Below are 24782 nucleotides of genomic sequence, written 5' to 3' on the forward strand. Positions count from 1 at the left end.
TTATTCCAAAAGCCCTCTGCATAAGCAGGGGGCTTTTTTTATGCGTGGGATTTAGGAAAATTAATTATTCGATGGTTATTTAAACTGAATCATCACATAAAAGGCGAATTGAGAGGGGTATACTGAGCAGGTTCATGGAGCGCATATGTCCTCAAATTCATCTTCAAGCCATATCGCATATGGTTCATCTGCTTTTAAAGCTATTTTATTCTCCTTATTTCTGGCGGGTTTTGCGATTTTCTCATCGCTGTATTGTGTCCAGCCCATGATGCCGATTCTGGCAGACTATTTTCATATTTCTCCGACACAAAGTAGTTTTCCGCTTTCATTCTCTACGATTGCACTAGCTGTTGGCTTGATCTTTACTGGTCTGATTTCAGATCGTTTTGGCCGTAAGCCGATTATGGTCTGGTCTTTATTTTCAGTTTCAGTCTTACTGTTACTCAGTGCTTTACTGCCGATCTGGTCGATATTTCTGGCAACACGAGTGCTAATAGGTCTCACAGTCAGTGGCGTAGCGGCAGTGGCAATGACCTATATCGGAGAGGAAGTGGCAGAGCAGGATGTGGGCTTTGCCATGGGACTATATATTTCCGGAACTGCGATTGGTGGTATGAGTGGTCGATTGATTGCTGGAACATTGGTGGATTTTATTTCCTGGCAATCCGCGACTTTGATTATTGGATTGCTGAATCTATGTATCGCGGCAACTTTCTACTTTCTACTACCGAAGTCCAGGCATTTCAAAGCTTATCCAATACAATTCAGCCGTTTTATCAGAGCATTTCAGCAGAATCTGAGTGATCCCAAATTAAGAATTCTGTTTCTACAGGGCTTTATCTTGATGGGGGGCTTTGTCTCGGTATTTAACTATCTGAGTTATCGTTTGATTCAAGTGCCATTTGAACTGTCTCATGTCTGGATAGGGTTGATTTCGATTACTTATCTGGCCGGAATTTATAGCTCTCCACGAGCCGCAGCTTGGAGCAGAAAGTTTGGACGTTATAAGGTGCTTGCCGCCATGCTTTGTACCATGCTGTTCGGCTTAGCCTTAATGTTGATTGATAACTTGGCTTTGGTTTTTATTGGTTTGCTGATTTTTACTTTTTCCTTTTTTGCGGCTCATTCAACTGCCAGTAGCTGGGTATCGGTGCAATCCTTACAGTATCGTGCGGTAGGTTCGTCCCTTTATTTGTTCTGTTACTACCTCGGTTCAAGCTTACTTGGAAGTTCGAGTGGACTAGTCTGGGAAAATGCCGGATGGTTAGGACTAAGTGTATTTATCGCTATTATTTTAGGATTAGGCTTGCTGATGGCACAGCGCTTAAAACCTATAAATGATTCTTCAAAATCAGGATAAGTATATATTCCTAATAAAGGTCTTAAAGCTGTTTTCGTATAAATTATAATCAAGCAACCTAAGCTGAATTCATGCTAAAATACTCGGCTTTCATCTTTGATCACTTTCCTGATCTTCCATCTGCCAGCCGAGAATTGCTAGCCATGTCTACTGCTTATACCGCTCAGACTGCGCCTAAAGCGTTGTTTGATTACGACAAATATTGGGCGTCATGTTTTGAACCCGCGCCTTTTTTGCCGATGTCACGCGAGGAAATGGACCAACTCGGTTGGGACAGCTGTGACTTTATTTTTGTCTGCGGTGATGCGTATATTGACCACCCGTCATTTGTGACAGGCATTATTGGACGTGTGCTCGAAGCGCAAGGTTTCCGCGTCGGGATTATTGCCCAACCTGACTGGACCAATGTAGAAGCCTTTCGTGTACTTGGTAAGCCGAATATTGCCTGGGGTGTGTCTGCCGGTAATATGGACTCGATGATTAACCGTTATACGGCAGATCGTAAGATTCGTTCAGATGATGCTTACTCACCAGATAACCAGCCGAATAAACGTCCAGACCGTGCCGCAACAGTCTATTGCCAACGTTGTCGTGAAGCTTTCCCGGATGTGCCGGTATTGCTTGGTGGGATTGAAGGTTCATTGCGTCGTATCGCGCATTATGACTATTGGTCAGATAAAGTTCGTCGTTCGATTCTGATGGATTCTAAAGCGGATCTGTTGATGTACGGTAATGGCGAACGCTCGATCATTGAAATCATGCATCGTCTGGCCAAGGGTGAAAAGATTCATCAGATTACCGATGTTCGTGGTACCGCATTTATTATTAATAAACATAATCGTGCAGCAAAAGCCCAGTTTGTCGAAATCGCATCCAATGATGTCGATACCATTGGCCGTGTCGATCCGATCATCAACCCGTATGTAATGAGCGAAGATATTGATGGCTGTGAAATCGAAAAAGATAAAGGCAACAGCTTAAGCCAATACCAGAATTTCCAGAAAGAAATCGTAGCGAATCCAATCGTGCGTGAAGGGGATAACCTGGACCCAGATACGCAAATCGTGCAGCTACAACCGGCATCTAAAGCGATTAAACATAAATTACCACCACGTGAATTGGCAGTGATTCGGTTGCCTTCTTTTGAAGAAGTTGCTAATGATCCGGTGCTATACGCCCATGCCAACCGAATTCTGCATCTGGAAACTAACCCAGGGAACGCGCGTGCCTTAGTCCAAAAACATGGTGAACGTGATGTGTGGATCAATCCACCACCGATTCCATTAACTACCGAAGAAATGGATTATGTGTTCGACCTGCCTTATGCACGTCTGCCGCATCCATCCTATGGTAATGCACGCTTTCCGGCCTTTGACATGATCAAGTTCTCGGTGAACATCATGCGTGGCTGTTTCGGTGGCTGTACTTTCTGTTCGATCACCGAGCATGAAGGCCGTATCATCCAGAACCGTTCTGAAGAATCAATCCTGCGTGAAGTAGAAAAAATTCGTGATACCGCACCCGGCTTTACCGGCATTATCTCGGATTTAGGTGGCCCAACAGCCAACATGTACCGTTTGGCATGTAAAGATCCTGAGATTGAGAAGAATTGTCGTAAGCCGTCTTGTGTGTTCCCGGGCGTGTGTCAAAACCTGCATACCGATCATGCACCACTGACCCAATTGTATCGTAAGGCACGTGCTTTACCGGGTATTAAAAAGATTCTGATTGGATCAGGTCTGCGTTATGACCTAGCTGTACTGAACCCGGAATATGTTAGAGAGCTGGTCACCCATCACGTCGGCGGTTATCTGAAGATTGCGCCAGAGCATACAGAGAAAGGTCCATTATCCAAGATGATGAAACCGGGCATCGGAACGTATGATCGCTTCAAGCAGATGTTTGACCGTTTCAGTAAGGAAGCCGGTAAGGAACAGTATCTGATTCCTTACTTCATCGCGGCGCATCCGGGTACCACCGATTACGACATGATGAATTTGGCGATCTGGTTGAAAAAGAATGGTTTCCGTGCCGATCAGGTACAAACCTTCTATCCGTCACCGATGGCGACTGCAACGACCATGTACTACACCGGTAAAAATCCGCTGGCGAAAGTCGCGCGTTATACTGAAGATGTGGACATCGTGAAAGGTGAGAAACGTCGTCGTCTGCATAAAGCCTTCTTGCGTTACCATGATCCAAACAACTGGCCTTTATTGCGTGAAGCTTTAAAGGAAATGGGGCGTCAGGATCTGATTGGTAACTCCAAGCAGCATCTGATTCCGACTTATCAACCTGCAGGTACGGATGGGCAATACCAGTCTGCACGTAAGAAGAACTCGACGGTTGCAGGCGATTCACAGAAACGTACCGGTAACCCAGGTAATAGAGGCCAAGCTCAGAATAATCGTCCGAAAAAAGGCCAGATTCTGAACCAGCATACCGGTCTGCCACCGCATGAAACCGGTGATGCGAAAAAGCCATTCGGTGGCCCTAAACCGAAAGGAAAATCAAAGCCAAAATCACGTGCTTGATTAAGCTGATAAAAAAGACATTTCGGTGTCTTTTTTTATGTTCAGACTTTATTGATGCAGCTTTCGGGTTCTCAATTAAAATGTAAAATATTTTATTTTTAGTCGATTTAAATTTTTGAAAAATGATATAAAAATAACACTTTGTCGGAATTGTCTTACAGTTCAACCGATTTATATTGCGATCTATCAGGAGACTATTTTACAGTCGCGTATAAGGATTTAACCCTAATTTCTATTGAAATAGCAAAAAGCGGTTTTTAAGTAACTGACAATCAAGTTTTGCTACGAATTGTATTGGTCTCTACACAGAATGGTAGCAGGGCAATTTTAAAAATAGTATGCGTTTATACTAGATAACAATAAAACAAGAATGATTATAAGAATGCAAGGATTGAGTCATGACCACCTATATGATTATAGGGAGTTTCTTGGTGTTCTGTGTCGTGCTCATGGCATGGAAGCAGCTAAGGAATAGCCCAAAACCACAAGACAGTGCCTTAAGACAGCGCGCTATTTTTAATCCAAATGAACAACTGACGTTTACACGCCTTAAAGAAGTGTTGCCAGATTACATTGTACTGGCACATGTTTCTTATGATGCACTACTTACCACCAAATTTGGTCGTACCCGGCACAAGTATCGTGATCTGATTGCAGATTTTGTGATTCTGGATCAGCAATACCAGATTGTTGCCATTGTAGCCGTCGATGATCCGGTGATTTTAAAACGTCCACAGCAGGCACAATTTCAGGATGCCTTGTTGACTATGGCCGGTTATCGGGTCATTCGCTATGAAGATGTACCGGAATATTATCAGTTACGAGGAGATTTCCTGCGTGAGCAGGAGCATTCCAGTAAAGACCAGAGATTTACTGCTGTGAATGATCTCAAAAAATATCATCTCTATTCAGATCTGGAACGACGTAAAGTCAAAGCATTAAGCTGATAGAACCTAAATGAAAAAAGTATGCCAAGTGCATACTTTTTTCTATTTTAGATGAGTAGCAATTAGGCCTGAATAGAAGTCTATTCAGGTTTGACGGCTACGACAGTCAGTTCCACTAACACGTGTGGATCATACAGTTTAGCTTCGACACAGGTGCGGGGCAGGGCTTGAATATCCGATACCCAGGCATCCCAGACTTCATTAAACGCTGCATAATCTTTTTCAATATCTTTGAGATAAATCGTCACAGACATGATCTGGCTTTTATCGGTACCGGCATCCGCCAGGAACTGATCGATAATATTCAGTGTCTGCTGGGTTTGACCTTTGATATCCAGATCTAGGTCTGTGGCCAGCTGACCGGCGAGATGAACCAGATTGCCGGCAATGGCGATCTCAGAAAAGCGTTGTGAAACATGCAAACGTTGAACAGACATCAGCTTAATCCTTGGTTTTTGGCATCAAGGCTGCGACTAATGCAGTCAATAGGCAGCCTATCGCAAGATAGATGGCTACATAATGCCATGAACCATCACCCCAAATCACTAAGGAGGCTGCAATCATTGGGGTAAAACCACCGCCAATAATACTGGCGACCTGATAACCGACTCCGGCACCGCTATAGCGGTATTCCGTACCAAATAGCGAGGTAAAAATCGGTTGATGCACGCTGACCACCATGTCATGCGCGACATTGGCCAGTAGAATGGCGCCAACAATAATCATCCAGGTATTTTGTGCATCCAGTGCCATAAAGAACGGAAAGGCAGACAGTGCACCGATCAGGCCACCCCAGACACACATGGTTTTATGCTGGATTTTATCGGAGAGCCAGGCAAAGAAAGGAATACTGAAACAGCTGATCGCACCAACCATCAGGGTAATATTCAGGAAGAATTGTTTATCCATGCCCAAGTTGTTAGTGGAATAGTTCAGGGCAAAGTTGGTGACCAGATACATGGTCAGCAGTTCGGTCAAACGTAAGGCAATAATATAAAAGAAAGCTTTCGGATGTTTGCTGATTGCCTGCAGGATCGGCAGTTTTTCTGGATGATGATCTGCTTTAATCACTTTCTCTACGAATTCTTGGGATTCATCCTGATCACGGCGAATCCACATCGCAATTCCGATCAGCACGATACTGGCAATAAATGGAATACGCCACGCCCATTCAGCAAAAGCCTCTTCACCCAGTGTAGCAATAATAAGGGATACTGCACCCGTTGCCAGTACCAGACCTACGCCATAGCCGACCTGAACGCCACTGCTATAAAAGGCTTTTTTGCCTTTAGGGGCATTTTCTACCGCCATCAGGGCAGCACCGCCCCATTCACCACCCACTGCAAAGCCTTGAATGGCACGCAGGGTCACCAGTAAAACCGGTGCCCACCAGCCAATAGCTTCAAAATTAGGTAAAAAACCAATCCCGACGGTGGAAATCCCCATCAGGACGACAGTCAGAACCAGCATTTTCTTGCGGCCGAGCTTGTCGCCGAAATGACCAAATACCACACCGCCTAGAGGGCGAAACAGAAAGCCAACACCAAAGGTCGCTAGTGCCGCCAAGGTGCCCATATTGGCACCAATGCTGGGGAAAAACTGGTCTTTAAAAATTAAGGCTGCAACAATGCCGTAAAGGAGAAAATCATACCAATCGACAACAGCACCAACAAAACTGGATAACGCCGCTTTACGCGCGCGTCGTTCTTGAATAACAGAAGAATTTACAGAGGACATGCAGGGAGGGATTCCATGAGATACATCAGAGTTGCCCTGTAATATTCGGATTTGATCGTCACGCCAATCACAGGACAGTATGCTGAAAGTAAAGGTGATTTTCAGCATCTCAGCACATACATGGATAATGCATTGCGCAGATAGAGTACTCCAAAAATTCAAAATGTAAAAACAAAGTTGCCGTATTTTTAAACTAACGTCTAATACTTGTACAAAATAGGCCTAAAGCAGCAGCAATTGTGTTTCTGTTTTACGTGCAGCGAGCTGATAAACGCCAAGCCCAATCAGCCGAAACTGCAGTTGAGGAGTAATATGCATCTCTTGAAGCAATAAGTGTAAAGCCTGCTCCAGTTCTTGCGGGCTACGCAGCAGCTGGCTGAAGCTTTTACTATGCTGCATGGTCTGAAAATTTTTCATTCTCAGCTTCACAGTAACTCCGCGGGCAGAAAGCTGCTTTTTTTCCAGACTTTGCCAAAGCTGGGTAATTAATGGCTGCCAGTAAGGTTGGCATTGCGGTAAATACAGATCATCATCGAAAGTGGTTTCTTTGGAAATCTGCTGGCGTTCCCGTTCAGCTTCGACTGGCCGATCATCAATGCCTTGAGCATAAAGAAAAAGACGCCGTCCATATTTGCCAAAATGCTGAATCAGGATTGCTTCTTCAATCTGCTGTAAATCTCCCAAGGTTTCCAGATTCAAACTTTTTAGTTTTTCTTGAGTGACTTTGCCTACACCGGGAATTTTCTTGAGTGGAAGATCTTGAATAAAACTTTGTACTTGTGAAGGTTTGATAACACAGATTCCATTCGGTTTATGCCAGTCGGAGGCAATCTTTGCGAGAAATTTATTCGGCGCCACGCCGGCAGAAGCAGTTAGTCCGGTAATTTGAAAAATATCTTTACGAATGCACATTGCTACTTCAGTGGCACTTGGAATCTGCTGTAAATTTCCGGTGACATCCAGATAAGCTTCATCTAGTGAAAGCGGTTCGATCACTTTAGTGTAAATTTGAAATATCTGATGAATCTGACTAGAAACCTGACGGTATTTGGCAAAATCCGGTTCAATCACGATGACCTGAGGACAGAGTTTACGTGCTTGAGTCATCGGCATGGCAGAACGCAGTCCGAACTCGCGGGCCGGATAGGAGGCAGCCGCCACTACTGCCCGGGGATGATGTGAGGCAATCACCACAGGCAAAGTTTTCAGCTCCGGACGTTCACGCAGCTCGACCGAGGCGTAGAAAGCATCCATATCGATATGAATAATTTTGCGCATATCCAGTATCTTAAGTGGCTTTAGTTGGATTGGGAAGAGACCAGATTGATAAGTAAACAAGCTAAAGCATTATTCAATATGAAGCATATCCTGCCTAAAGGATTCAATATCCATTTCATGGTTGAATCAGGGAGAAATAGGGTTTATTTCTTGGCCGGAGGCTTGGGCTAATCTTGGGTGGGAATACTGTTCTGCTGTAAAAATTTGATCCAGTCCTGCTCCGAGCCATAAAACACATTCAGATCCACAGTACGGGCAATGCCGGGAATTTCACCCTGACTACTATGCTGCCAGAAGGTCCATTTAGGCTGACCCTTTAAATCTGGCAAACCCTGGTATTCACGTACCCAGAGCGGTACGTCAGCAAACTCTCCCGCCAGCACAATGTTATAAAAAGATTTGGACACATAGAAGATCGGCTGCTTACCATAATGGTGTTTTAAGGCATCATGCATGATTCGGATTTCTTTGAGCAGCTGCTCTTTGGAATAGTGATTGATGCATTTGCTGTCATATTCCAGATCCATGACAGGAGGCAGGGCATCCATTTTACGCGGAACCGACTCTATAAAATTCTGAGCCTGAATATTGCCATCGCGGCAAAGCCGGTAAAAATGATAAGCACCGACCAGAAAACCCTGTTCGCGGGCCTGCAGCCAGTATTCCTGAAACTTGGTATCTTTAAAATCACCGCCTTCTGTAGATTTTAAATAGACAAATTTATATTTCTGTTTCGGAATTTTCTTCCAGTCTATTTCTTTCTGATGATGAGAAACATCGAAACCATGAATCGGATAATCTGCTGCATGCGCTGACGGCTGTTTGAAAACCAGCAGATAAAGCACAGTCGTCACCACAAGTGTAATCAGCAGCCCGACTGCAATCACTGAGTATTTTTTCCAGTTGCTAGAGGTGGGAGCTGCTTTCATCTGCACGGTGGCCTGATTTACGGATATTCATATTGAGTATATATTCTGCCCTAGACTGGCGTATTTTTGGGGATATGCCAGAAAATATAGGCAGCAATAATATTAATACAGCCCAGACAGAGCAGAGAAACGTGGAAGGCATTGTCCAGTTGTTCAGGGCCGAAGTAGGCACTAAACATATTCACCAGCGTACCTGCCAGTGCCACCCCGATACTCATCGACAGCATCATGATCATCGACAGGAAACTGTTACCACTGCTGGCATCCTGCTGGCTTAAATCTTTTAAAGTCAGCGTATTCATCGAGACAAATTGCAGGGAATTCAGAATCCCGAACACAAAGAAATGAATGGCTCTTAGCCAGATTGGAGTCTCCGCCGTCGTCAGAGCAAAACTGGCGATACACAGGCCGACCAGCAAGGTATTGATCAACAAGACTCTACGATAACCGAAACGCTGAATGATTTTGCGGATAATCGGCTTAGATGCTAAAGAACCGAGTACGGTTGGAATCATCAGTAAACCGGTAATAAAAGGTTCGAAACCAAAAGCGACCTGCAACATTAAAGGCAATAAAAACGGAATCGAGTTGCCGCCGAGTCGGGCAAAGAAGTTACCTAGAATGCCAATCGAATAAATTTTATTTTTAAATAATTTACTGCGAAAAAGCGCGTTCAGATGAGTATGCGAATGATAGGCATAGATGAGTGAGGCAATCAGACCACTTCCGACCAGACTTAAGCTCCACCAGAGGGGATATTGTGGATTGGCAAAGTTTTCGATCCCCAGACACAAACCAATCATCGCAATGACCAGCAGAATAAAACCGCCAAAATCAAATCGCTGTACTGTCGGTTCAGTGATATTCGGCATAGCTTTAAAGGTAATCAATGCACCCAGCAGACCAATTGGCAGATTGATCAGGAAAATCCAGTGCCAGGATAGATACTCCACCATCCAGCCACCTAAGGTCGGACCGATCAGAGGACCCATCAATCCAGCCAGACTCATCAGGCTCATGGCGGACAAAAACTGGGTACGAGGAATGATTTTCAGCATGGCCAGTCGTCCGACTGGAAGCAGCAAAGCACCACCAATACCTTGAAATACCCGATAAACCAGCAGTTCATTCAGATTCTCAGACCAGGCACAGCCCAGTGAGGCCAGAGCAAAAATAATGATCGCTGCAAAATAGATATTTCGAACCCCAAAGCGATCTGCCAGCCAGCCACTCAAGGGAATGCAGGCTGCCACAGAAAGCACATAGGCCACCACCACACTATGCATCCGTAACGGATCTTCCTGCAGATTACTGGCAATCGCAGGTAAGGCCGTATTGATAATCGTGGTATCGAGGCCCTGCATGAAAAAGCCAATCGACACCAGCAAGACCAGCAGTCTGAATTCAGGTTGTAGAGATTGATGCGTAGGCGTGACATTCATGGATTTAAAAAATCATCTATTTTGAATAGTTTAAAGAAATCTATGCAGCAGTGTGACTGAAATAAAAACGATTGTGAATAGGAGTCGTGTAGACAAAATGCTAATGAATTCACAGCCTGATTTCAGTTATTGAAGAGAAAGGGTAAAAAATATATTTCTATACTGCGAACATCTCAAACTTATACGGATTCATAAATAGGTCATTTTTGGAACACTTCAAGCTTCTTTGTAAGGAGCAGGCTACAAAAAAATATGACAGAAATGTCATGAAAATGAAATAAAACCGTCATAATCTGGGGCAAACTTCCAGAACTGCTGTACTGGGAACTGTCTAGTAAAAGGTTTTGTACTTATGACCATCGAGATTCTGATGGTAGTTGGCTTCTGTTTGGCCGCCTATTCCATCGTGGGGAATGATGTTCCGCAAACATTAGGAACATTTATTTCATCGAACTCACATCGCCCATGGTGGGTACTCTGGATTTACATCAGTACTATTCTGGTTGTGGTGTTAATTTATGGCTGGTTTGCCTCTGGAGTAGGGGATGCTTCTTATGGACGTCTGGAAACCATTCCTTTCCCTGAAGATGGGGTCACCTGGCTATATGTAGTACCGCCTCTTTTACTGATCATTTTGACCAAATATGGCATTCCGGTGAGTACTACTTTCTTGGTGCTCACGATCTTCTCCCCGAGCAGTCTGGGTTCCATGCTGACCAAGTCAATGATGGGTTACGCCGTCGCTTTCTTTGTGGCGATTATTATCTATCGTCTGGTTATGAAAAAACTCGCGGTCTATTTCAGTGAAACCCGAGATCAGCAACATTCTCCGATGTGGATGGCCTTGCAATGGTTATCTACGGCATTTCTGTGGAGCCAGTGGCTGATCCAGGATTTGGCCAATATCTTTGTTTATGTGCCGCGTCAGGTGCCGTTTGAGTTCCTGATCTTTGCCATTTCTGTATTTGTCATCCTGCTAGGCATGATTCTTTACCAGCGTGGTGGAGCTATCCAGAATATTGTCGATACCAAGACCGGAGTGACCGATGTCCGTTCTGCTACGATTATCGACTTCATTTATGCGCTGATTCTGCTGGTGTTCAAAGAGTGGAGTAACATCCCGATGAGTACCACTTGGGTATTCTTGGGGTTATTGGCTGGTCGTGAATTTGCCATTTCAATGCTGGTGACTGAAGTCAACAAGCACCGTACTTCACGTAATGTCAGCAAAGACGCGATGAAACTGATGTTTGGCCTAGCCATTAGTGTGTTTCTGGCGACGACTTTGCCTTGGTTCTATCACACGATTTCAGGTTAATGTCTTTGTATGTATAAATGAAAAAAGCGAGCATCAAGCTCGCTTTTTTATGGCTTTAAAAAATTGTTATCTAAAGTAGACGAGAAAATTTAAACCACAAAACGTTGCGGAGCATCCAGATTCAGCAAGGTGGTATAAATCTGATCTGCATGCTCACAGACAATCAGTTTAGCCCGATGCTGGGGCGGCAAAAATCCTTCCTGCACGGCAAGATCAAGCTGGGCAATCAGTGGATTATAAAAACCATTAACGTTATACAGCATCATCGGTTTTTGATGCTGGTTCAGCTGACCCCAGGTCGCAATTTCCAGAATTTCTTCAAAAGTGCCCAAACCACCCGGCAAGGCGACAAAGGCACAGGCCCGGTCTGCCATCATGGCCTTACGCTGATGCATGCTGGTGACGATATGCAGTTCTGTTAGCTGAGGATGAGCAATCTCATAATCCAGCATAAATTCCGGAATCACGCCCACCGCTTCACCGCCATGCTGAATCATGGTGTCTGCCACCTGACCCATCAGACCAATACTGGCGCCGCCATAGACCAGACCAAAACCATGTTCGGCCAGACCTTGAGAAAGTTGAATCGCTTTTTCCAGATAAATCGGTTTGTTGCCGGCACGAGAGCCACAGTATAAAGCCACTAGCGGGCGTGTTGTTTTTGGGGAGTTATCATTAAAATAATCGGTCATTTTCATTACACTTTGCATTTATTTTTTTCACCTTATCATTTTTTTATCTACTTACTATAACTTAGTTAACAAATATGACAATTCCATGAGCTGACCTCATTTTAGGACAAAATCTTTCATTCAAATTCATCCATAATCCCAGATGAAAACAGGTGAATTTCATGGTGTTCTTGATATACTGAAAGTCTGTCTTACTACAATAGAACTCATATGGGTAGTCGAAGTTGGCGCTTTAATTTAATAAAACGTCACATTATCAAGTCTTTAATTCAAGTCGGGTATCAACCTGTATCTCATCATGCAAATACTTGCCTTTCTCCTCGGTTAGAGGAGCAGATGCGATGATTTTTGAATGGATGTCAGATCCCTCTGCCTGGATTGGCTTACTCACACTGATTGTTCTTGAAATTGTACTCGGGATCGATAACCTGGTCTTTATTGCAATTCTGGCTGAAAAACTTCCACCCGAACAGCGTAATGCGGCGCGTATTACCGGTCTGGGTTTAGCGCTGTTAATGCGACTGGTGTTACTGGCATCGATTGCCTGGGTCGTAACGCTTACCGAACCGCTATTCCATATCTTTGAGCATCCATTTTCAGGACGCGACCTGATCTTATTATTCGGTGGTGTATTCCTGCTGTTTAAAGGCACCATGGAATTGCATGAGCGTCTGGAAGCTAAACCTGTAACCAAGGAAGAAAATCCGGTTCAGGCGGTGTTCTGGATGGTGATTGTGCAGATCGTGGTACTGGACGCCGTGTTCTCGCTCGACAGTGTGATTACTGCAGTTGGCATGGTTAAAGACCTGTCTGTGATGATGATCGCGGTGATTATCGCAGTCGGTATCATGTTGTGGGCCTCTAAAGCGCTGATGGATTTCGTCAACAAGCACCCGACAGTAGTGATTCTCTGTCTGGGCTTCCTGATGATGATTGGCTTCTCGCTGGTGGTTGAAGGCTTCGGTTTCCATATTCCAAAAGGCTATCTATATGCCGCGATTGGTTTCTCGGTAATTGTCGAGTTCATTAACCAGACCATGAAACGCAATCAGGAAAAAATGGTCACCACGACTGATATGCGTTACCGTACTGCGTCTGCCGTAATGCGTATGCTGGGCGGGAAACCGGCTCAGGACAATGATTCTTCTGAACCGGAAGATGTACTGGCGACTCGTGCCTTTGCTGATGAAGTCTTTGATGATAATGAAAGTGGGGTCTACCATAGCGTTATGGTGCAGGGCGTACTTGGCTTGTCAGAACGCCCAGTGAAGTCGGTGATGACACCACGTCCTGAACTGGAATGGATTGATCTGGAAGATGATCATGCCAGTATCAAAGAGCAGTTATTGCATATGAGCCATTCACGCCTGATTGTGGCGCGTGGTGAACTGGACAATATTGCCGGTGTGGTATTGACCCATAAAGTCCTGAATGAATACATCGAAACAGGTATTTTGGACTTCGAAAAACATCTGCGTGAACCAGTAATTGTGCATGAAAATGCTCAGGTCTTAATGGTGATGGATCAGTTGCGTCAGGCACCGCTACAAATGGCACTGGTATTGAATGAATATGGTTCCATTGAAGGGGTAGCGACACCGATTGATGTGCTGGAAGCAATTGCCGGTGAATTCCCGGATGAAGACCAACTAGAAGCAGCCGTAGAAAGCCTGGAAGATGGCAGCCTGATTCTGGATGGTTCAACTGATATTCGCCATGTGTCACTGCTTCTGGATCGTGATCTGGTCAATGAAACTGAAGAATACTCGACATTGTCGGGTTATATCCTGTTCCATCTGGGGCGCTTGCCGGAAAATGGTGAAAAACTCGAATCAGATGACTATATCTTTGAGGTGGTTACTATGGACGGCCACAAGATTGATAAGGTGCATATTATTGCCCCAGCGAACCGGAAAGACTAATTCAACGCCCGAAGGGCAAAGCTAAAATTTTGCTAAAATAGCCCGCATTGTCGGGCTATTTTTTATGGAATCAATATGTCAGAAGCATGTCCATGTGGACGAGGTGAATACGCAAGCTGTTGCCAGCCACTGCATCAGGGGCAGCAATTTGCCCAAAGCGCCGAGCAATTAATGCGCTCGCGTTATAGTGCCTTTGCCAAGCATGAAATTGATTATATCCAGCAGACTACTGCCCGTGGACAGCAGAAGGCTTTGGACATGCCAGCCATTGCTGAATGGAGCCGAAGTAATCAATGGCTGAAGCTGGAAATCGTGCAGGCGAATGAAAAACTGGACAAGACCCATGCGCTGGTCGAGTTCAAAGCACATTATCACGATGGCAAGCAGGCCCAGATTCATCATGAAATTTCACATTTTGTGAAGTTCGAGAATCGCTGGTACTTTCTGGATCCAACGACAGATCAACAGCTTACAATGAAACAGCCGTGCATCTGTGGCTCCGGGAAAAAATTTAAGCAATGTTGTGCGCATTTTTTATAATTTTCATATAGATTTAGCTTAGAATAGCCGCCATCTCAAAGCCTCAGGTGGAAACAGGGCGATGTTACTGACCGTCATCTATATTATTGCAATTACCGCTGAAGCCATGACCGGAGCCTTGTCTGCCGGTCGGCGTAGTATGGACTGGTTCGGGGTTACGATTATTGCTTGTGTCACGGCGCTCGGTGGTGGCTCGGTACGTGATGTACTGCTTGGCCACTATCCCTTGACCTGGGTCAAACACCCGGAATATCTGGTGCTGACCTGTTGTGCCGCCTTTATCACCATCCTGATTGCCAAATGGATGCGTCATTTACGCAATATCTTCCTGGTACTGGATGCTTTGGGCCTCATCGGCTTTACCATCATTGGCTGTCAGATTGCACTGGAAATGGGGCATGGCTTTGTAGTCAGTGCGGTCGCCGGGGTTCTGACCGGAGTATCGGGCGGTATTTTACGTGACATTTTATGTAATGATGTGCCCTTGGTCTTCCGTCGTGAACTGTATGCCAGTATTTCCTTTGTGGCGGTCATTTTCTATTGGCTCTGCAGCAATTTCGGTCTGTCACTCGAATTGACCATTATTTCCACCCTGATTTTTGGCTTTAGTTTGCGTTTGATTGCAATCTATTTCGGTCTGGAAATGCCGAAGTTTATCTATAAGGATGATGACGAACAGTCTGCTTCATCCAAAGACGAATCTTGATATGAATTATGGTAACTGTGGGAGGGAAAACTTCCCGCAGGTGTACGCATTCGTAGTATAAAAAAATAAAAAATCAAACCTCCTGTTGGGACAGCAGCACCTCCCGTTTCACCTGATCAGAGATTTTTGTTATGGATTTAGTTTCTCGGATACAGCGCTTGCCGATCGGTAAGTTCCACTACACTCTTTTATGGGTGATTGGTCTTGGCTGGATGTTTGATGCCATGGATACGGGATTGATTTCCTTTATTCTGGCGAAAATGGCTGAAGACTGGCAGATGACCGGTGACCAGAAAAGCTGGGTGGTCTCGATCGGTTTTATCGGTATGGCCATTGGGGCGATTTTCTCAGGTGGACTGGCAGATCGCTGGGGACGTAAAACGGTATTTGCCAGTACGCTGGTGGTGTATAGTCTGGCAACCGCTGCCTGTGCCTTTGCGCCGAATCTGACTTGGTTACTGGTATTCCGTTTTATTGTCGGTCTGGGATTGGGTGGTCAGTTGCCGGTTGCGGTGACACTGGTCAGTGAATATATTCCGGCAAGGGTACGTGGCCGTTTCATTGTGCTGCTGGAAAGTTTCTGGGGCTTGGGCTGGCTGGTGGCTGCACTGGTGTCACGTTTTGTGATTCCTGATTTTGGCTGGCAAGCTGCATTCATGATTGGCGGGATACCTGCATTGTATGCCATCGTAATCTGGAAACTGGTGCCTGAGTCGGTGCCGTATCTGATCAATCGTGGCCGGATAGATGAAGCGCAGGCTCTGGTCAAAAAGATTGAGCGCAAATGCGGCGTCGAAGTCATGGAAATCTTTGAAGTTAAACCCGTGGCTGCCAAGCAGAATATCTCGTTTACCCAGCTCTGGAGTGGTATTTTTGCCCGCCGAACCTTGATGCTGTGGCTGATCTGGTTTGGAATCGTTTTCTCCTATTATGGTATTTTTACCTGGTTACCAAGCCTTCTGGTCAAGGAAGGCTATACCATCGTGCAGTCGTTTGAATACGTCCTAGTTATGATTCTGGCGCAATTGCCGGGTTATATTGCGGCAGCATGGCTGGTCGAAAAACTCGGTCGTAAGGCAACTTTAGCTGGCTTTATTGGCATGTGTGCCATCTCTGCTTATTTCTTTGGCCAGTCCGGTAGTGTCACCGAGATCGTGATCTGGGGTTGTCTGATGTCCTTCTTTAATCTGGGAGCATGGGGCGTTCTTTATACCTATACACCAGAACAGTATCCAACCAATATCCGTGCTTTTGGTTCAGGCTGGGCCGGTGCAATTGGCCGTATTGGCGGGATTGCTGCACCTTTTGCCGTAACCCATTTGATGGGGATGCCAAATGGTTTCAGTTACGTCTTTACCATGTTTACTGCAGTATTAATCGCAGTAGCTGTGGTCATTTTAGTTCTGGGTGAAGAGACCAAGGGCAAGACGCTAGAATCCATGGGTTTATAAGGTTGGTGATTTTTTAGTTGCTCAGCTGCTATAAAGTGGATATTTTTAGCCCATAAGACACGATTTGTCGCGCTGTGTAGTTTACTGCCCTTGTGCAGCACACAGCCGCGACTTAGCATAAGAAACATTGATACAAAAACGAATTTTAGGATTATAGGTTGTTATGACAAGCCTTGCGCATCATGCGACAGAAAACCGTTCCGTAGCCGAATTTACCGAACAAGCTTATTTAAATTATGCCATGTACGTGATTATGGATCGTGCATTGCCACATATCAGTGACGGTTTGAAACCGGTACAGCGCCGTATTGTCTATGCCATGAGTGAACTGGGTCTGAAATGGACCAGTAAACCGAAAAAATCGGCACGTACTGTCGGGGATGTACTGGGTAAATACCACCCACATGGTGACTCGGCTTGTTATGAAGCCATGGTCCTGATGGCGCAGCCATTCAGTTATCGCTATCCATTTATTGAAGGACAGGGCAACTGGGGGTCACCGGATGATCCTAAATCCTTTGCAGCGATGCGTTATACTGAAGCCAAGCTATCGCAATATAGTGAACTGCTTTTATCCGAACTAGGACAGGGTACCTGTGACTGGCAGGATAACTTTGATGGTTCGATGAAAGAACCGATCAACTTGCCGGCACGTGTTCCCAATATCCTGCTAAATGGTACCACCGGGATTGCTGTGGGGATGGCGACCGATATTCCGCCGCACAACTTGCGCGAAGTGGTGAAAGGTACTATCGCCCTGATCCGTAATCCGAACCTGACCGATGCCAAAATGGCAGAATACATTCCGGGACCGGATTTACCGACCAAAGCAGAAATCATCACCCCACCATCAGAGCTGCTTAAAATTCAGACGACAGGTCGTGGCAGCTATCGCATGCGTGCGGTATATACCATTGATAAAAATGAAATCGTGATTACCGAATTGCCGTATCAGGTATCCGGTTCAAAAATCATCAGCCAGATTGCAGATCAAATGCAGGCAAAAAAGCTGCCATTTGTCACTGATGTTCGTGATGAATCGGATCATGAGAATCCAACACGTTTAGTGGTGGTACTGCGTTCGAACCGTATTGATGCGGAAGCGGTAATGAGCCACCTATTTGCGACCACTGATCTCGAATCCAGCTATCGCGTCAATATGAACATGATTGGCGCGGATGGCCGTCCACAAGTGAAATCGATTCGTCGTATTCTGCTGGAATGGATCGAAATCCGTAAGACTACTGTTACTCGCCGTCTGCAATATCATCTGAACAAGATCGAAAAACGCCTGCATATTCTCGGCGGTTTGATCATTGCTTACCTAAATATTGATGAAGTGATTCGGATTATTCGTGAGGAAGATCAGCCTAAACCGGTGTTGATGGAACGGTTCGGTATTGATGAGATTCAGGCCGAAGCCATTTTAGAACTCAAGCTGCGTCATCTGGCCAAACTCGAAGAAATGGAACTGCGCCGCGAACAGGAAGAGCTGGAAGCCAAAGCTGCGGTGATTCGTGAACAGTTGGCGAATCCTGAGTCTTTAAAAACCTTGATCATCAATGAATTAAAAGAAGATGCCAAGAAATTTGGGGATGATCGCCGTTCTCCAATCGTACAACGTGCCGAAGCCGCTGCAATTGATGAAACTGAAATGCTGCCAGCGGATCCTGTAACGGTCGTATTGTCTGAAGCGGGCTGGATTCGCTGTGCCAAAGGGCATGAGGTGGATGCTGAAAATCTGAATTTCCGTGTGGGCGATCAGTATCTCAGTCATGCCCAAGGTAAGTCTAATCAACGCGTCTATGTATTAGACGATAGTGGTCGTAGCTATGGTTTGCCAATCAATAGCCTGCCATCGGCACGAGGACTTGGTGAACCATTGAGTTCAAAACTGTCTCCGGCAAGTGGGGTAGGCTTCAAGCAGGTGTTGGTCGCTGAAGATGATGCGGAAATCTTGGCAGTCAGCAGTAAAGGTTATGGATTTAAAACCCAGGCCAAGCAGCTGGATACCAATGCCAAAGCTGGTAAGGCTTTCCTGAACCTATCTGAAGGTGCACAGGTCATGAACCTGCAACCGCTGGAAGACGCAACTCATGTTGCACTACTCAGTTCAGCTGGCCGTCTACTGGTTGTTGATCTGTCGGAATTACCTGTACTCAATAAAGGTAAAGGTAATAAATTGATACAACTTGAAAATAAAGATCAAATTTTATCCATGACAATATTGAAACTTGATGAAATAATTCAAGTGCTTGCAGGACAGCAACAATTAAAACTTAAAGGGGATGACCTGCAAAAATATATTGGGAAACGAGGCTCTAAAGGAACCCTGTTACCACGTGGATATCAAAAAGCAAATAAACTGTTGATTCAAAGATAATACTAGCATCCATGAATCGAAATACGTTATATATGAGTAACGATTCGACAAATGGATGCAATGTTGCACATATACAAGTCTAAAAAATGACGTGCAGCATTGAAAAAAACAGTTGAACTACTAAGGATTATGATTGGAGAGATTGGCATTATGGAAAAGATTTGGTTCGCTGAATACCAAAAAACAGGGATTCCAGAAACTGTAGAATTACCAGCAGAAAATACATCTCTGGTTGATATTTTTGAACGCAATTTCCAAAAATTTGGCTCACGTGATGCCTTTATCTTTATGGATAAGACTTTAACGTTCAATGAGTTGGAAGAAGCTAGTCGTAAATTCGCAGCATATTTGCAAAGTTTGGGTCTGGCAAAAGGCACACGTGTTGCCGTAATGATGCCAAACGTTCTTCAGTATCCGGTCGTAGCATTGGGGGTGTTCCGCGCTGGTTTAGTACTGGTGAATGTAAATCCACTGTATACATCACGTGAGCTTGAGCATCAATTAAAAGATTCTGGCGCTGAAGTTCTGGTCATTATTGAGAACTTTGCAAGCGTTTATCAGTCAATTATTGGCAAAACACCTGTGAAGCACGTCGTGGTTGCTTCTGTGGGTGACATGCTGGGTGCTTTAAAAGGTACTTTGGTGAACTTTGTATTACGTTCAGTACGTAAGCAGATTCCGGCATGGGATATTCCAGGTCACATCAAGTTCAATGCAGCCCTGAATAAAGTTAACCCAAGCAACTATAAACGCCCTGAATTGACTTTGAGTGATACTGCTGTACTTCAGTACACAGGTGGTACTACTGGTGTTTCTAAAGGTGCTGAACTGACCCATCGTAACCTAGTTGCTAACCTGTTGCAGTGTGACGGTATCTTCCAGAGCAAATTCGGTGCGCAAGATGGCCAGCCAGATGACCGTATTTTCTGTGCTTTACCGCTTTATCACATCTTTGCTTTCATGGTCTGTGCACTTTACGGCATGTATAAAGGTCAGGCGAACGTTCTGATTCCTAACCCGCGTGATCTGCCTGCGGTGATGAAAGAATTACGTAAATACCAGCCAACATTCTTTCCTGCTGTGAACACGCTGTTTAATGCGCTTGTAAACAACGAAGAGTTCAAGCAACTGGATCATAGCCGTTTAAAAATGGCGATGGGCGGTGGTATGGCTGTTCTGCCTTCTACTGCAGAAGCTTGGAAGAAAATTACTGGCACTAACATCATTGAAGGTTATGGCCTGTCTGAAACTTCTCCAGTAGCAACTGCGAACCCGCCAGCATCTGAAGCATTTAGCGGTACGATTGGTATTCCGTTACCTTTGACTGAAGTTGCAATTCTGGATGATGACGGTAATGAGGTTGCACTCGGTGAGCAGGGTGAAATCTCAATCCGTGGTCCTCAAGTGATGAAAGGCTATTGGAACCGTCCGGATGAAACCGATAAAGTGATGGTAAATGGCTTCTTCCGTACCGGTGATATCGGTGTTATGGATTCACGTGGTTACATCAAAATCGTTGACCGTAAGAAAGACATGATTCTGGTCTCTGGCTTCAACGTTTATCCTTCTGAAATTGAAGAAGTCGTTGCGAAACATCCAAAGGTACTGGAAGTGGCTGCAATTGGTGTACCAGATGAAAAATCAGGTGAAGTGCCAAAATTGTTTGTTGTGAAGAAAGATCCTTCATTGACGACTGAAGAAGTTCTGGCATTTGCGAAAGAAAACCTGACCGGTTATAAACGCCCACGTTATGTGGAATTTATGGACGAGTTACCGAAATCTAACGTAGGCAAAATCCTGCGTAAAGACCTACGTAAGTCTGCATAAATCCTGCAATTAAAAAAAGCGCCTAAGGGCGCTTTTTTTAATTCTCTTTTTTCATTAGCCAGCGGTCGAAGTAAGGACGACCTACCCCGATCACACCCAAGAAAATAAACATGGTGCCAAACTGGCGGTTAAATCCTCTCAAATTAAAACTGCCATAACTGAGAATATTATCTATCAGGCAATAAATGATGATCGCGACTACCCAGTGCCAGATCGGCATACGCTTGATGCCTACCGCATAAAAAGCAATCCATAAGATGGCAAAGGTAAAGAGGGGAGACCAGATATTCATATTGGCACAAATGACGGCCATCAGAAATGCAACAATCGGTAATACGATTTTTAATACGCGATCCACTTGACGTTGATGCTGGCGCTGTTTCTCGAGGACATCGAACATTTCATTTTGATCAGGGCTGACCATAGTGAATCCTTAATCATTTATAAAAACACTCTATTTAACAAAATTTATTCACGAAACGCCATGCTATGATAGACATAAAAATTCTCAAGAGAAAAATCAGATGCATAGCATTAGTGGGGTTATCTATCTCATTTTGGCAGCTTGTCTTTTACCTTATGTTTTTACCTTGATTGCGAAAAAATCGGCAGGGTTTCGTGCAAAAGACAATCAGAATCCACGGGCATTTTTAGAAAAGTCCACAGGCCTGGCCAGTCGCGCCAATGCTGCTCAGCAGAACAGCTTTGAAAGCTTACCGCTCTTTATCGCCTCGATTCTGATGGCAGAATATATGGTCGTTACACAAAGTCTGGTCATGACCTTTGGGATTGCCTATCTAGTTTTTCGGGTCATCTATGGGATCTGTTATCTGGCGAACTGGTCGACCTTACGTTCAATTGTCTGGCTGTTATCCTTATTATGTCCAATAACCTTACTGCTGTTAATTATCAAAATCTCTTAAGCCAAAAATAAAGCAGTTTGAGATATTTACAGTTCGGTATTTTAAAATCAAAAAAAATCTGTAAAAACCGTTATAATTGTCGCGGTTTTTAAAAGATATAACTTGTTAAAGAGTGATGCTATGAGCTACAGCAATATCCCAGCGGGTAAAGATGCGCCAAACGACATCTATGTCATTATCGAAATTCCTGCAAATGCAGCACCAATCAAATATGAAATCGATAAAGATTCTGATGCATTGTTTGTAGACCGTTTCATGGGTACAGCAATGTTCTACCCAGCAAACTATGGTTATGTACCAAATACACTTTCTCTAGATGGCGACCCTCTAGACGTATTGGTGGTAACTCCACATCCAGTAGAGCCAGGTTCTGTAATTCGTTGCCGTCCTGTTGGTAAACTGAACATGGAAGATGACGGTGGTGTTGATGCGAAACTGGTTGCAGTTCCACACGACAAACTGACTCCGATCTACAAAGATGTTCAAGAATATACTGATCTTCCTCCATTACTGATTAGCCAAATCGAACACTTCTTCCAGCACTACAAAGACTTGGAACCAGGTAAATGGGTTAAGTTAAGTGGTTGGGAAGGTGCTGATGTTGCAAAACAGGAAGTACTTAGCTCAATTGCAGCTTATGCAGAAGCAAATAAATAATTCATTTGCTTTTCAGTTTGAGTCTTTAACTTTTTAAAGCTTAAACAAAAAAACCTGCACAATGTGCAGGTTTTTTATTATGGCTTGAAATTCGGGTGAATTAGAATAATTTCACAGGAATGTCTAACCAGATACGCCATTCGTTGGTGTCACCAATGTAGTTAGATTGGTAATCATTGCTTGCACGGTAGTAAGAGTGACGTAAACGCAAGCTCGCATCTTTAGCAAAACCAGATTGAACAGTGTATTTCACCTGGTTAAAGAATTCACGTTCTTGTGCATCATTAGTCACTAACTGAGAACGATCTGGACTACCTGCTACATCAATATCCCAACCATATACAAATGCTGAAGTCCAAGATAGACCAGGAACATTTACAGCACCGAAGTCAAATGTGTATTGAAGTTGTGCTGATTTTTCATTATTACCAATGAAGTCAGACAGGTATGAGTTTGGTAGATAAATCGTTTGATGACCATCACCTACACCGCGACCCAAACCATAGTCATAGCCTGTGTTACCAGTATTTTGTTGGTAAGCCACCATGACATTGTGCGGACCAGTATTGTAAGTGGTAGAAATAGCCCAAATATTGTTGCTTAAGTTACTTAAGTCATTTGTGGTATGAGAATAAGTATATGCACCACCGTCAGCTTTTTTATCCCACTCGGTATGATAGCCACTAAAATCGTGAGTTAAAGTGCCGCCATTGGCTACTGCATAGCTATAGTTCGCATTTACATAATGACGGTCTAAACGGTCTTTAATATCTGTACCATAGTAAGAAGCGTTTAAAGCATCACTAAATTTATATTTCGCACCCCAAACAACAGCACGATCCAGCTCGTTACCATCAGAGTTGATTTGGTCTGAATATTGGTTTTTAGTAAATTTACCAGCTGTTAATGACAGGTTGTCAATTTCATTACTCGTCACTAATACGCCTTCAAAGTATTCAGGAACAAGACGTGCAGTATTTGATGCCAATACAGGAAGATCTAAGACTTGGGTACCATATACAGCAGTGGTATTAGATACACGAGCTTTCACATAAGCACCACCACGTGCCCAATGGTCATAGGAATCAACATGACCATTCTCATCTTTTGCTCCATTATTATGGAGAGGAATCATGCCGTTACCAGCATGCGCATTTTCCCCAAGCTTGAATGATGCATCACCGATGATCCCGGCACCAAAACCGACTACACCTTGAGTAAAGCCAGAATCCAGTTTTACGATTGCAGTCTGTGCAGCTGAACTTGTATCTGCTACGCCATTTTTCTTATCACGAGATAAATAACCTGTACGGAAAAGTACAGATCCTTCTGCATCTTCTACAAAACCTTTAGACTCACTTTGCTCGCTAGCAAAAGTGGTTGAGATCAATGCAGCCTGAATCAAAACTGCCAATGTTAATTTTTTTGTGTTTTGCATTGGGAGAGAGCCTTATACAAATTGATGAAAATTTTTAGGAATTGTATAAGATTCGCTGAATAAATGTCATTTTTATTTACGATACTCCACTAAAGTCGAGGGATTTTTTTAATCTAAAGTGAATAATGGTAAGAGATCTAACAGTCTAACTCCTGACCATATAGTAAAAAAACAAATAAAAACAAAGATATTTTTTAAATCTAAATTCTCTGAAGGGTATGACTCATGAGTGCATCAATAATATTTAAAATTGAAATTCTTAGAATGAAAAAGTTGAGTGTTCAAAATCTTCATTTTCTGTCTCAGACTATCCATTAATAATTTCTTAAAAGTGAGAATTGATTATAAATTATTGAATTTTAATTTATAAATATTTAATTTAAATATTTATAAATCCAAAAATGCTGATAGATTTCCGAATAATAAAAAGTCATTCTATGAGAGTCACTTTTTGTTGCTTAGCACTATTTTGAACTTTTTAATCCAGAAATTTCTGAGTTTGGGTAAGAATCAAAAACTCGAATAAAGCAATCTGCTTCTTTACCTTTTATTTCTGCACCTTTTTTTAGCACAAAATTTAATCAAAGCGAAAAAAGTTTCAAAATGGCGCAACTTGTAAATGATTATGTATAAGGCCGAAAAAAGAAAATAAATCTTTGAAAAAGGGCTAATGTTAAAAAGAATCTATCAAAGTACTT

The 24782-nt window shown here is 43.8% G+C and carries 20 protein-coding genes; 12 read left to right on the forward strand and 8 right to left on the reverse strand.

The window, feature by feature from the left end; all coding sequences use genetic code 11:
• Positions 1 to 145: 145 nt before the first annotated feature.
• The 3 genes from B3143_RS08930 to B3143_RS08940 all read left to right on the forward strand — a co-directional run bounded on the left by B3143_RS08930 (position 146) and on the right by B3143_RS08940 (position 4841).
• The gene (locus B3143_RS08930) at positions 146 to 1360 is read left to right on the forward strand and encodes an MFS transporter (protein ID WP_286740131.1); all 1215 of its coding nucleotides are present in this window, start codon (positions 146 to 148) and stop codon (positions 1358 to 1360) included.
• Between the two features lie 143 nt (positions 1361 to 1503).
• Positions 1504 to 3894: a YgiQ family radical SAM protein gene (locus tag B3143_RS08935; protein WP_286740172.1), complete on the forward strand. Its 2391-nt coding sequence runs from the start codon at positions 1504 to 1506 to the stop codon at positions 3892 to 3894.
• 398 nt (positions 3895 to 4292) lie between these two features.
• On the forward strand, positions 4293 to 4841 hold the full coding sequence (locus B3143_RS08940) for a DUF2726 domain-containing protein (protein WP_286740133.1): 549 nt from the start codon (positions 4293 to 4295) through the stop codon (positions 4839 to 4841).
• A gap of 80 nt (positions 4842 to 4921) precedes the next feature.
• Here B3143_RS08940 and B3143_RS08945 read toward each other — a convergent pair whose 3' ends face one another.
• From B3143_RS08945 to mdtD, 5 genes are all read right to left on the reverse strand, one after another.
• Positions 4922 to 5278, reverse strand: coding sequence for a RidA family protein (locus B3143_RS08945; protein WP_286740135.1), 357 nt, complete (start codon positions 5276 to 5278; stop codon positions 4922 to 4924).
• 4 nt (positions 5279 to 5282) lie between these two features.
• Entirely contained in the window at positions 5283 to 6578 is a 1296-nt protein-coding gene (gene shiA, locus B3143_RS08950; RefSeq protein ID WP_004787389.1) for a shikimate transporter, read from the reverse strand.
• 222 nt (positions 6579 to 6800) lie between these two features.
• Complete coding sequence (gene dinB, locus B3143_RS08955) at positions 6801 to 7856, reverse strand: DNA polymerase IV (RefSeq protein WP_286740137.1); 1056 nt, start codon at positions 7854 to 7856, stop codon at positions 6801 to 6803.
• A gap of 167 nt (positions 7857 to 8023) precedes the next feature.
• Positions 8024 to 8785: a GH25 family lysozyme gene (locus tag B3143_RS08960; RefSeq protein ID WP_104426941.1), complete on the reverse strand. Its 762-nt coding sequence runs from the start codon at positions 8783 to 8785 to the stop codon at positions 8024 to 8026.
• 50 nt (positions 8786 to 8835) lie between these two features.
• The gene (gene mdtD / locus B3143_RS08965) at positions 8836 to 10227 is read right to left on the reverse strand and encodes a multidrug transporter subunit MdtD (RefSeq protein ID WP_179992221.1); all 1392 of its coding nucleotides are present in this window, start codon (positions 10225 to 10227) and stop codon (positions 8836 to 8838) included.
• Between the two features lie 352 nt (positions 10228 to 10579).
• On the opposite strand from mdtD, the gene B3143_RS08970 reads away from it, so the two are divergent.
• On the forward strand, positions 10580 to 11545 hold the full coding sequence (locus B3143_RS08970) for a hypothetical protein (protein WP_125279419.1): 966 nt from the start codon (positions 10580 to 10582) through the stop codon (positions 11543 to 11545).
• An 89-nt stretch (positions 11546 to 11634) separates the two neighbouring features.
• On the opposite strand, the gene B3143_RS08975 is transcribed toward B3143_RS08970, so the two are convergent.
• Positions 11635 to 12255, reverse strand: a complete 621-nt coding sequence (locus tag B3143_RS08975) for a TIGR00730 family Rossman fold protein (RefSeq protein WP_004787380.1) — start codon at positions 12253 to 12255, stop codon at positions 11635 to 11637.
• 323 nt (positions 12256 to 12578) lie between these two features.
• On the opposite strand from B3143_RS08975, the gene B3143_RS08980 reads away from it, so the two are divergent.
• From B3143_RS08980 to B3143_RS09005, 6 genes are all read left to right on the forward strand, one after another.
• The gene (locus B3143_RS08980; RefSeq protein ID WP_005233441.1) at positions 12579 to 14159 is read left to right on the forward strand and encodes a TerC family protein; all 1581 of its coding nucleotides are present in this window, start codon (positions 12579 to 12581) and stop codon (positions 14157 to 14159) included.
• Positions 14160 to 14234: 75 nt separating this feature from the next.
• Positions 14235 to 14699 (forward strand): YchJ family protein, encoded by a 465-nt coding sequence (locus B3143_RS08985; protein ID WP_005233442.1) that lies wholly within the window; start codon positions 14235 to 14237, stop codon positions 14697 to 14699.
• Positions 14700 to 14760: 61 nt separating this feature from the next.
• A complete protein-coding gene (locus tag B3143_RS08990) occupies positions 14761 to 15405 on the forward strand; it encodes a trimeric intracellular cation channel family protein (protein WP_104426945.1) in 645 nt (214 codons plus the stop codon).
• A gap of 131 nt (positions 15406 to 15536) precedes the next feature.
• Entirely contained in the window at positions 15537 to 16856 is a 1320-nt protein-coding gene (locus tag B3143_RS08995; protein ID WP_286740140.1) for an MFS transporter, read from the forward strand.
• Between the two features lie 163 nt (positions 16857 to 17019).
• Positions 17020 to 19239 carry a DNA topoisomerase IV subunit A gene (parC, locus tag B3143_RS09000; protein ID WP_286740141.1) on the forward strand — a complete coding sequence of 740 codons (2220 nt, stop codon included), beginning with the start codon at positions 17020 to 17022 and terminating at the stop codon, positions 19237 to 19239.
• Positions 19240 to 19389: 150 nt separating this feature from the next.
• Positions 19390 to 21066 carry a long-chain-fatty-acid--CoA ligase gene (locus B3143_RS09005; RefSeq protein ID WP_005233446.1) on the forward strand — a complete coding sequence of 559 codons (1677 nt, stop codon included), beginning with the start codon at positions 19390 to 19392 and terminating at the stop codon, positions 21064 to 21066.
• A gap of 37 nt (positions 21067 to 21103) precedes the next feature.
• On the opposite strand, the gene B3143_RS09010 is transcribed toward B3143_RS09005, so the two are convergent.
• Complete coding sequence (locus tag B3143_RS09010) at positions 21104 to 21490, reverse strand: hypothetical protein (RefSeq protein WP_004787363.1); 387 nt, start codon at positions 21488 to 21490, stop codon at positions 21104 to 21106.
• 100 nt (positions 21491 to 21590) lie between these two features.
• On the opposite strand from B3143_RS09010, the gene B3143_RS09015 reads away from it, so the two are divergent.
• The gene (locus tag B3143_RS09015) at positions 21591 to 21989 is read left to right on the forward strand and encodes an MAPEG family protein (RefSeq protein ID WP_034169791.1); all 399 of its coding nucleotides are present in this window, start codon (positions 21591 to 21593) and stop codon (positions 21987 to 21989) included.
• Between the two features lie 120 nt (positions 21990 to 22109).
• A complete protein-coding gene (gene ppa / locus B3143_RS09020; protein ID WP_005233448.1) occupies positions 22110 to 22646 on the forward strand; it encodes an inorganic diphosphatase in 537 nt (178 codons plus the stop codon).
• 100 nt (positions 22647 to 22746) lie between these two features.
• Here ppa and B3143_RS09025 read toward each other — a convergent pair whose 3' ends face one another.
• A complete protein-coding gene (locus B3143_RS09025) occupies positions 22747 to 24084 on the reverse strand; it encodes an OprD family outer membrane porin (RefSeq protein ID WP_286740144.1) in 1338 nt (445 codons plus the stop codon).
• Between the last annotated feature and the right edge of the window lie 698 nt (positions 24085 to 24782).

Origin of the sequence: Acinetobacter sp. UBA1496 (assembly GCF_002324975.1) — a bacterium.
In the GTDB taxonomy this organism is placed as follows: domain Bacteria; phylum Pseudomonadota; class Gammaproteobacteria; order Pseudomonadales; family Moraxellaceae; genus Acinetobacter; species Acinetobacter variabilis.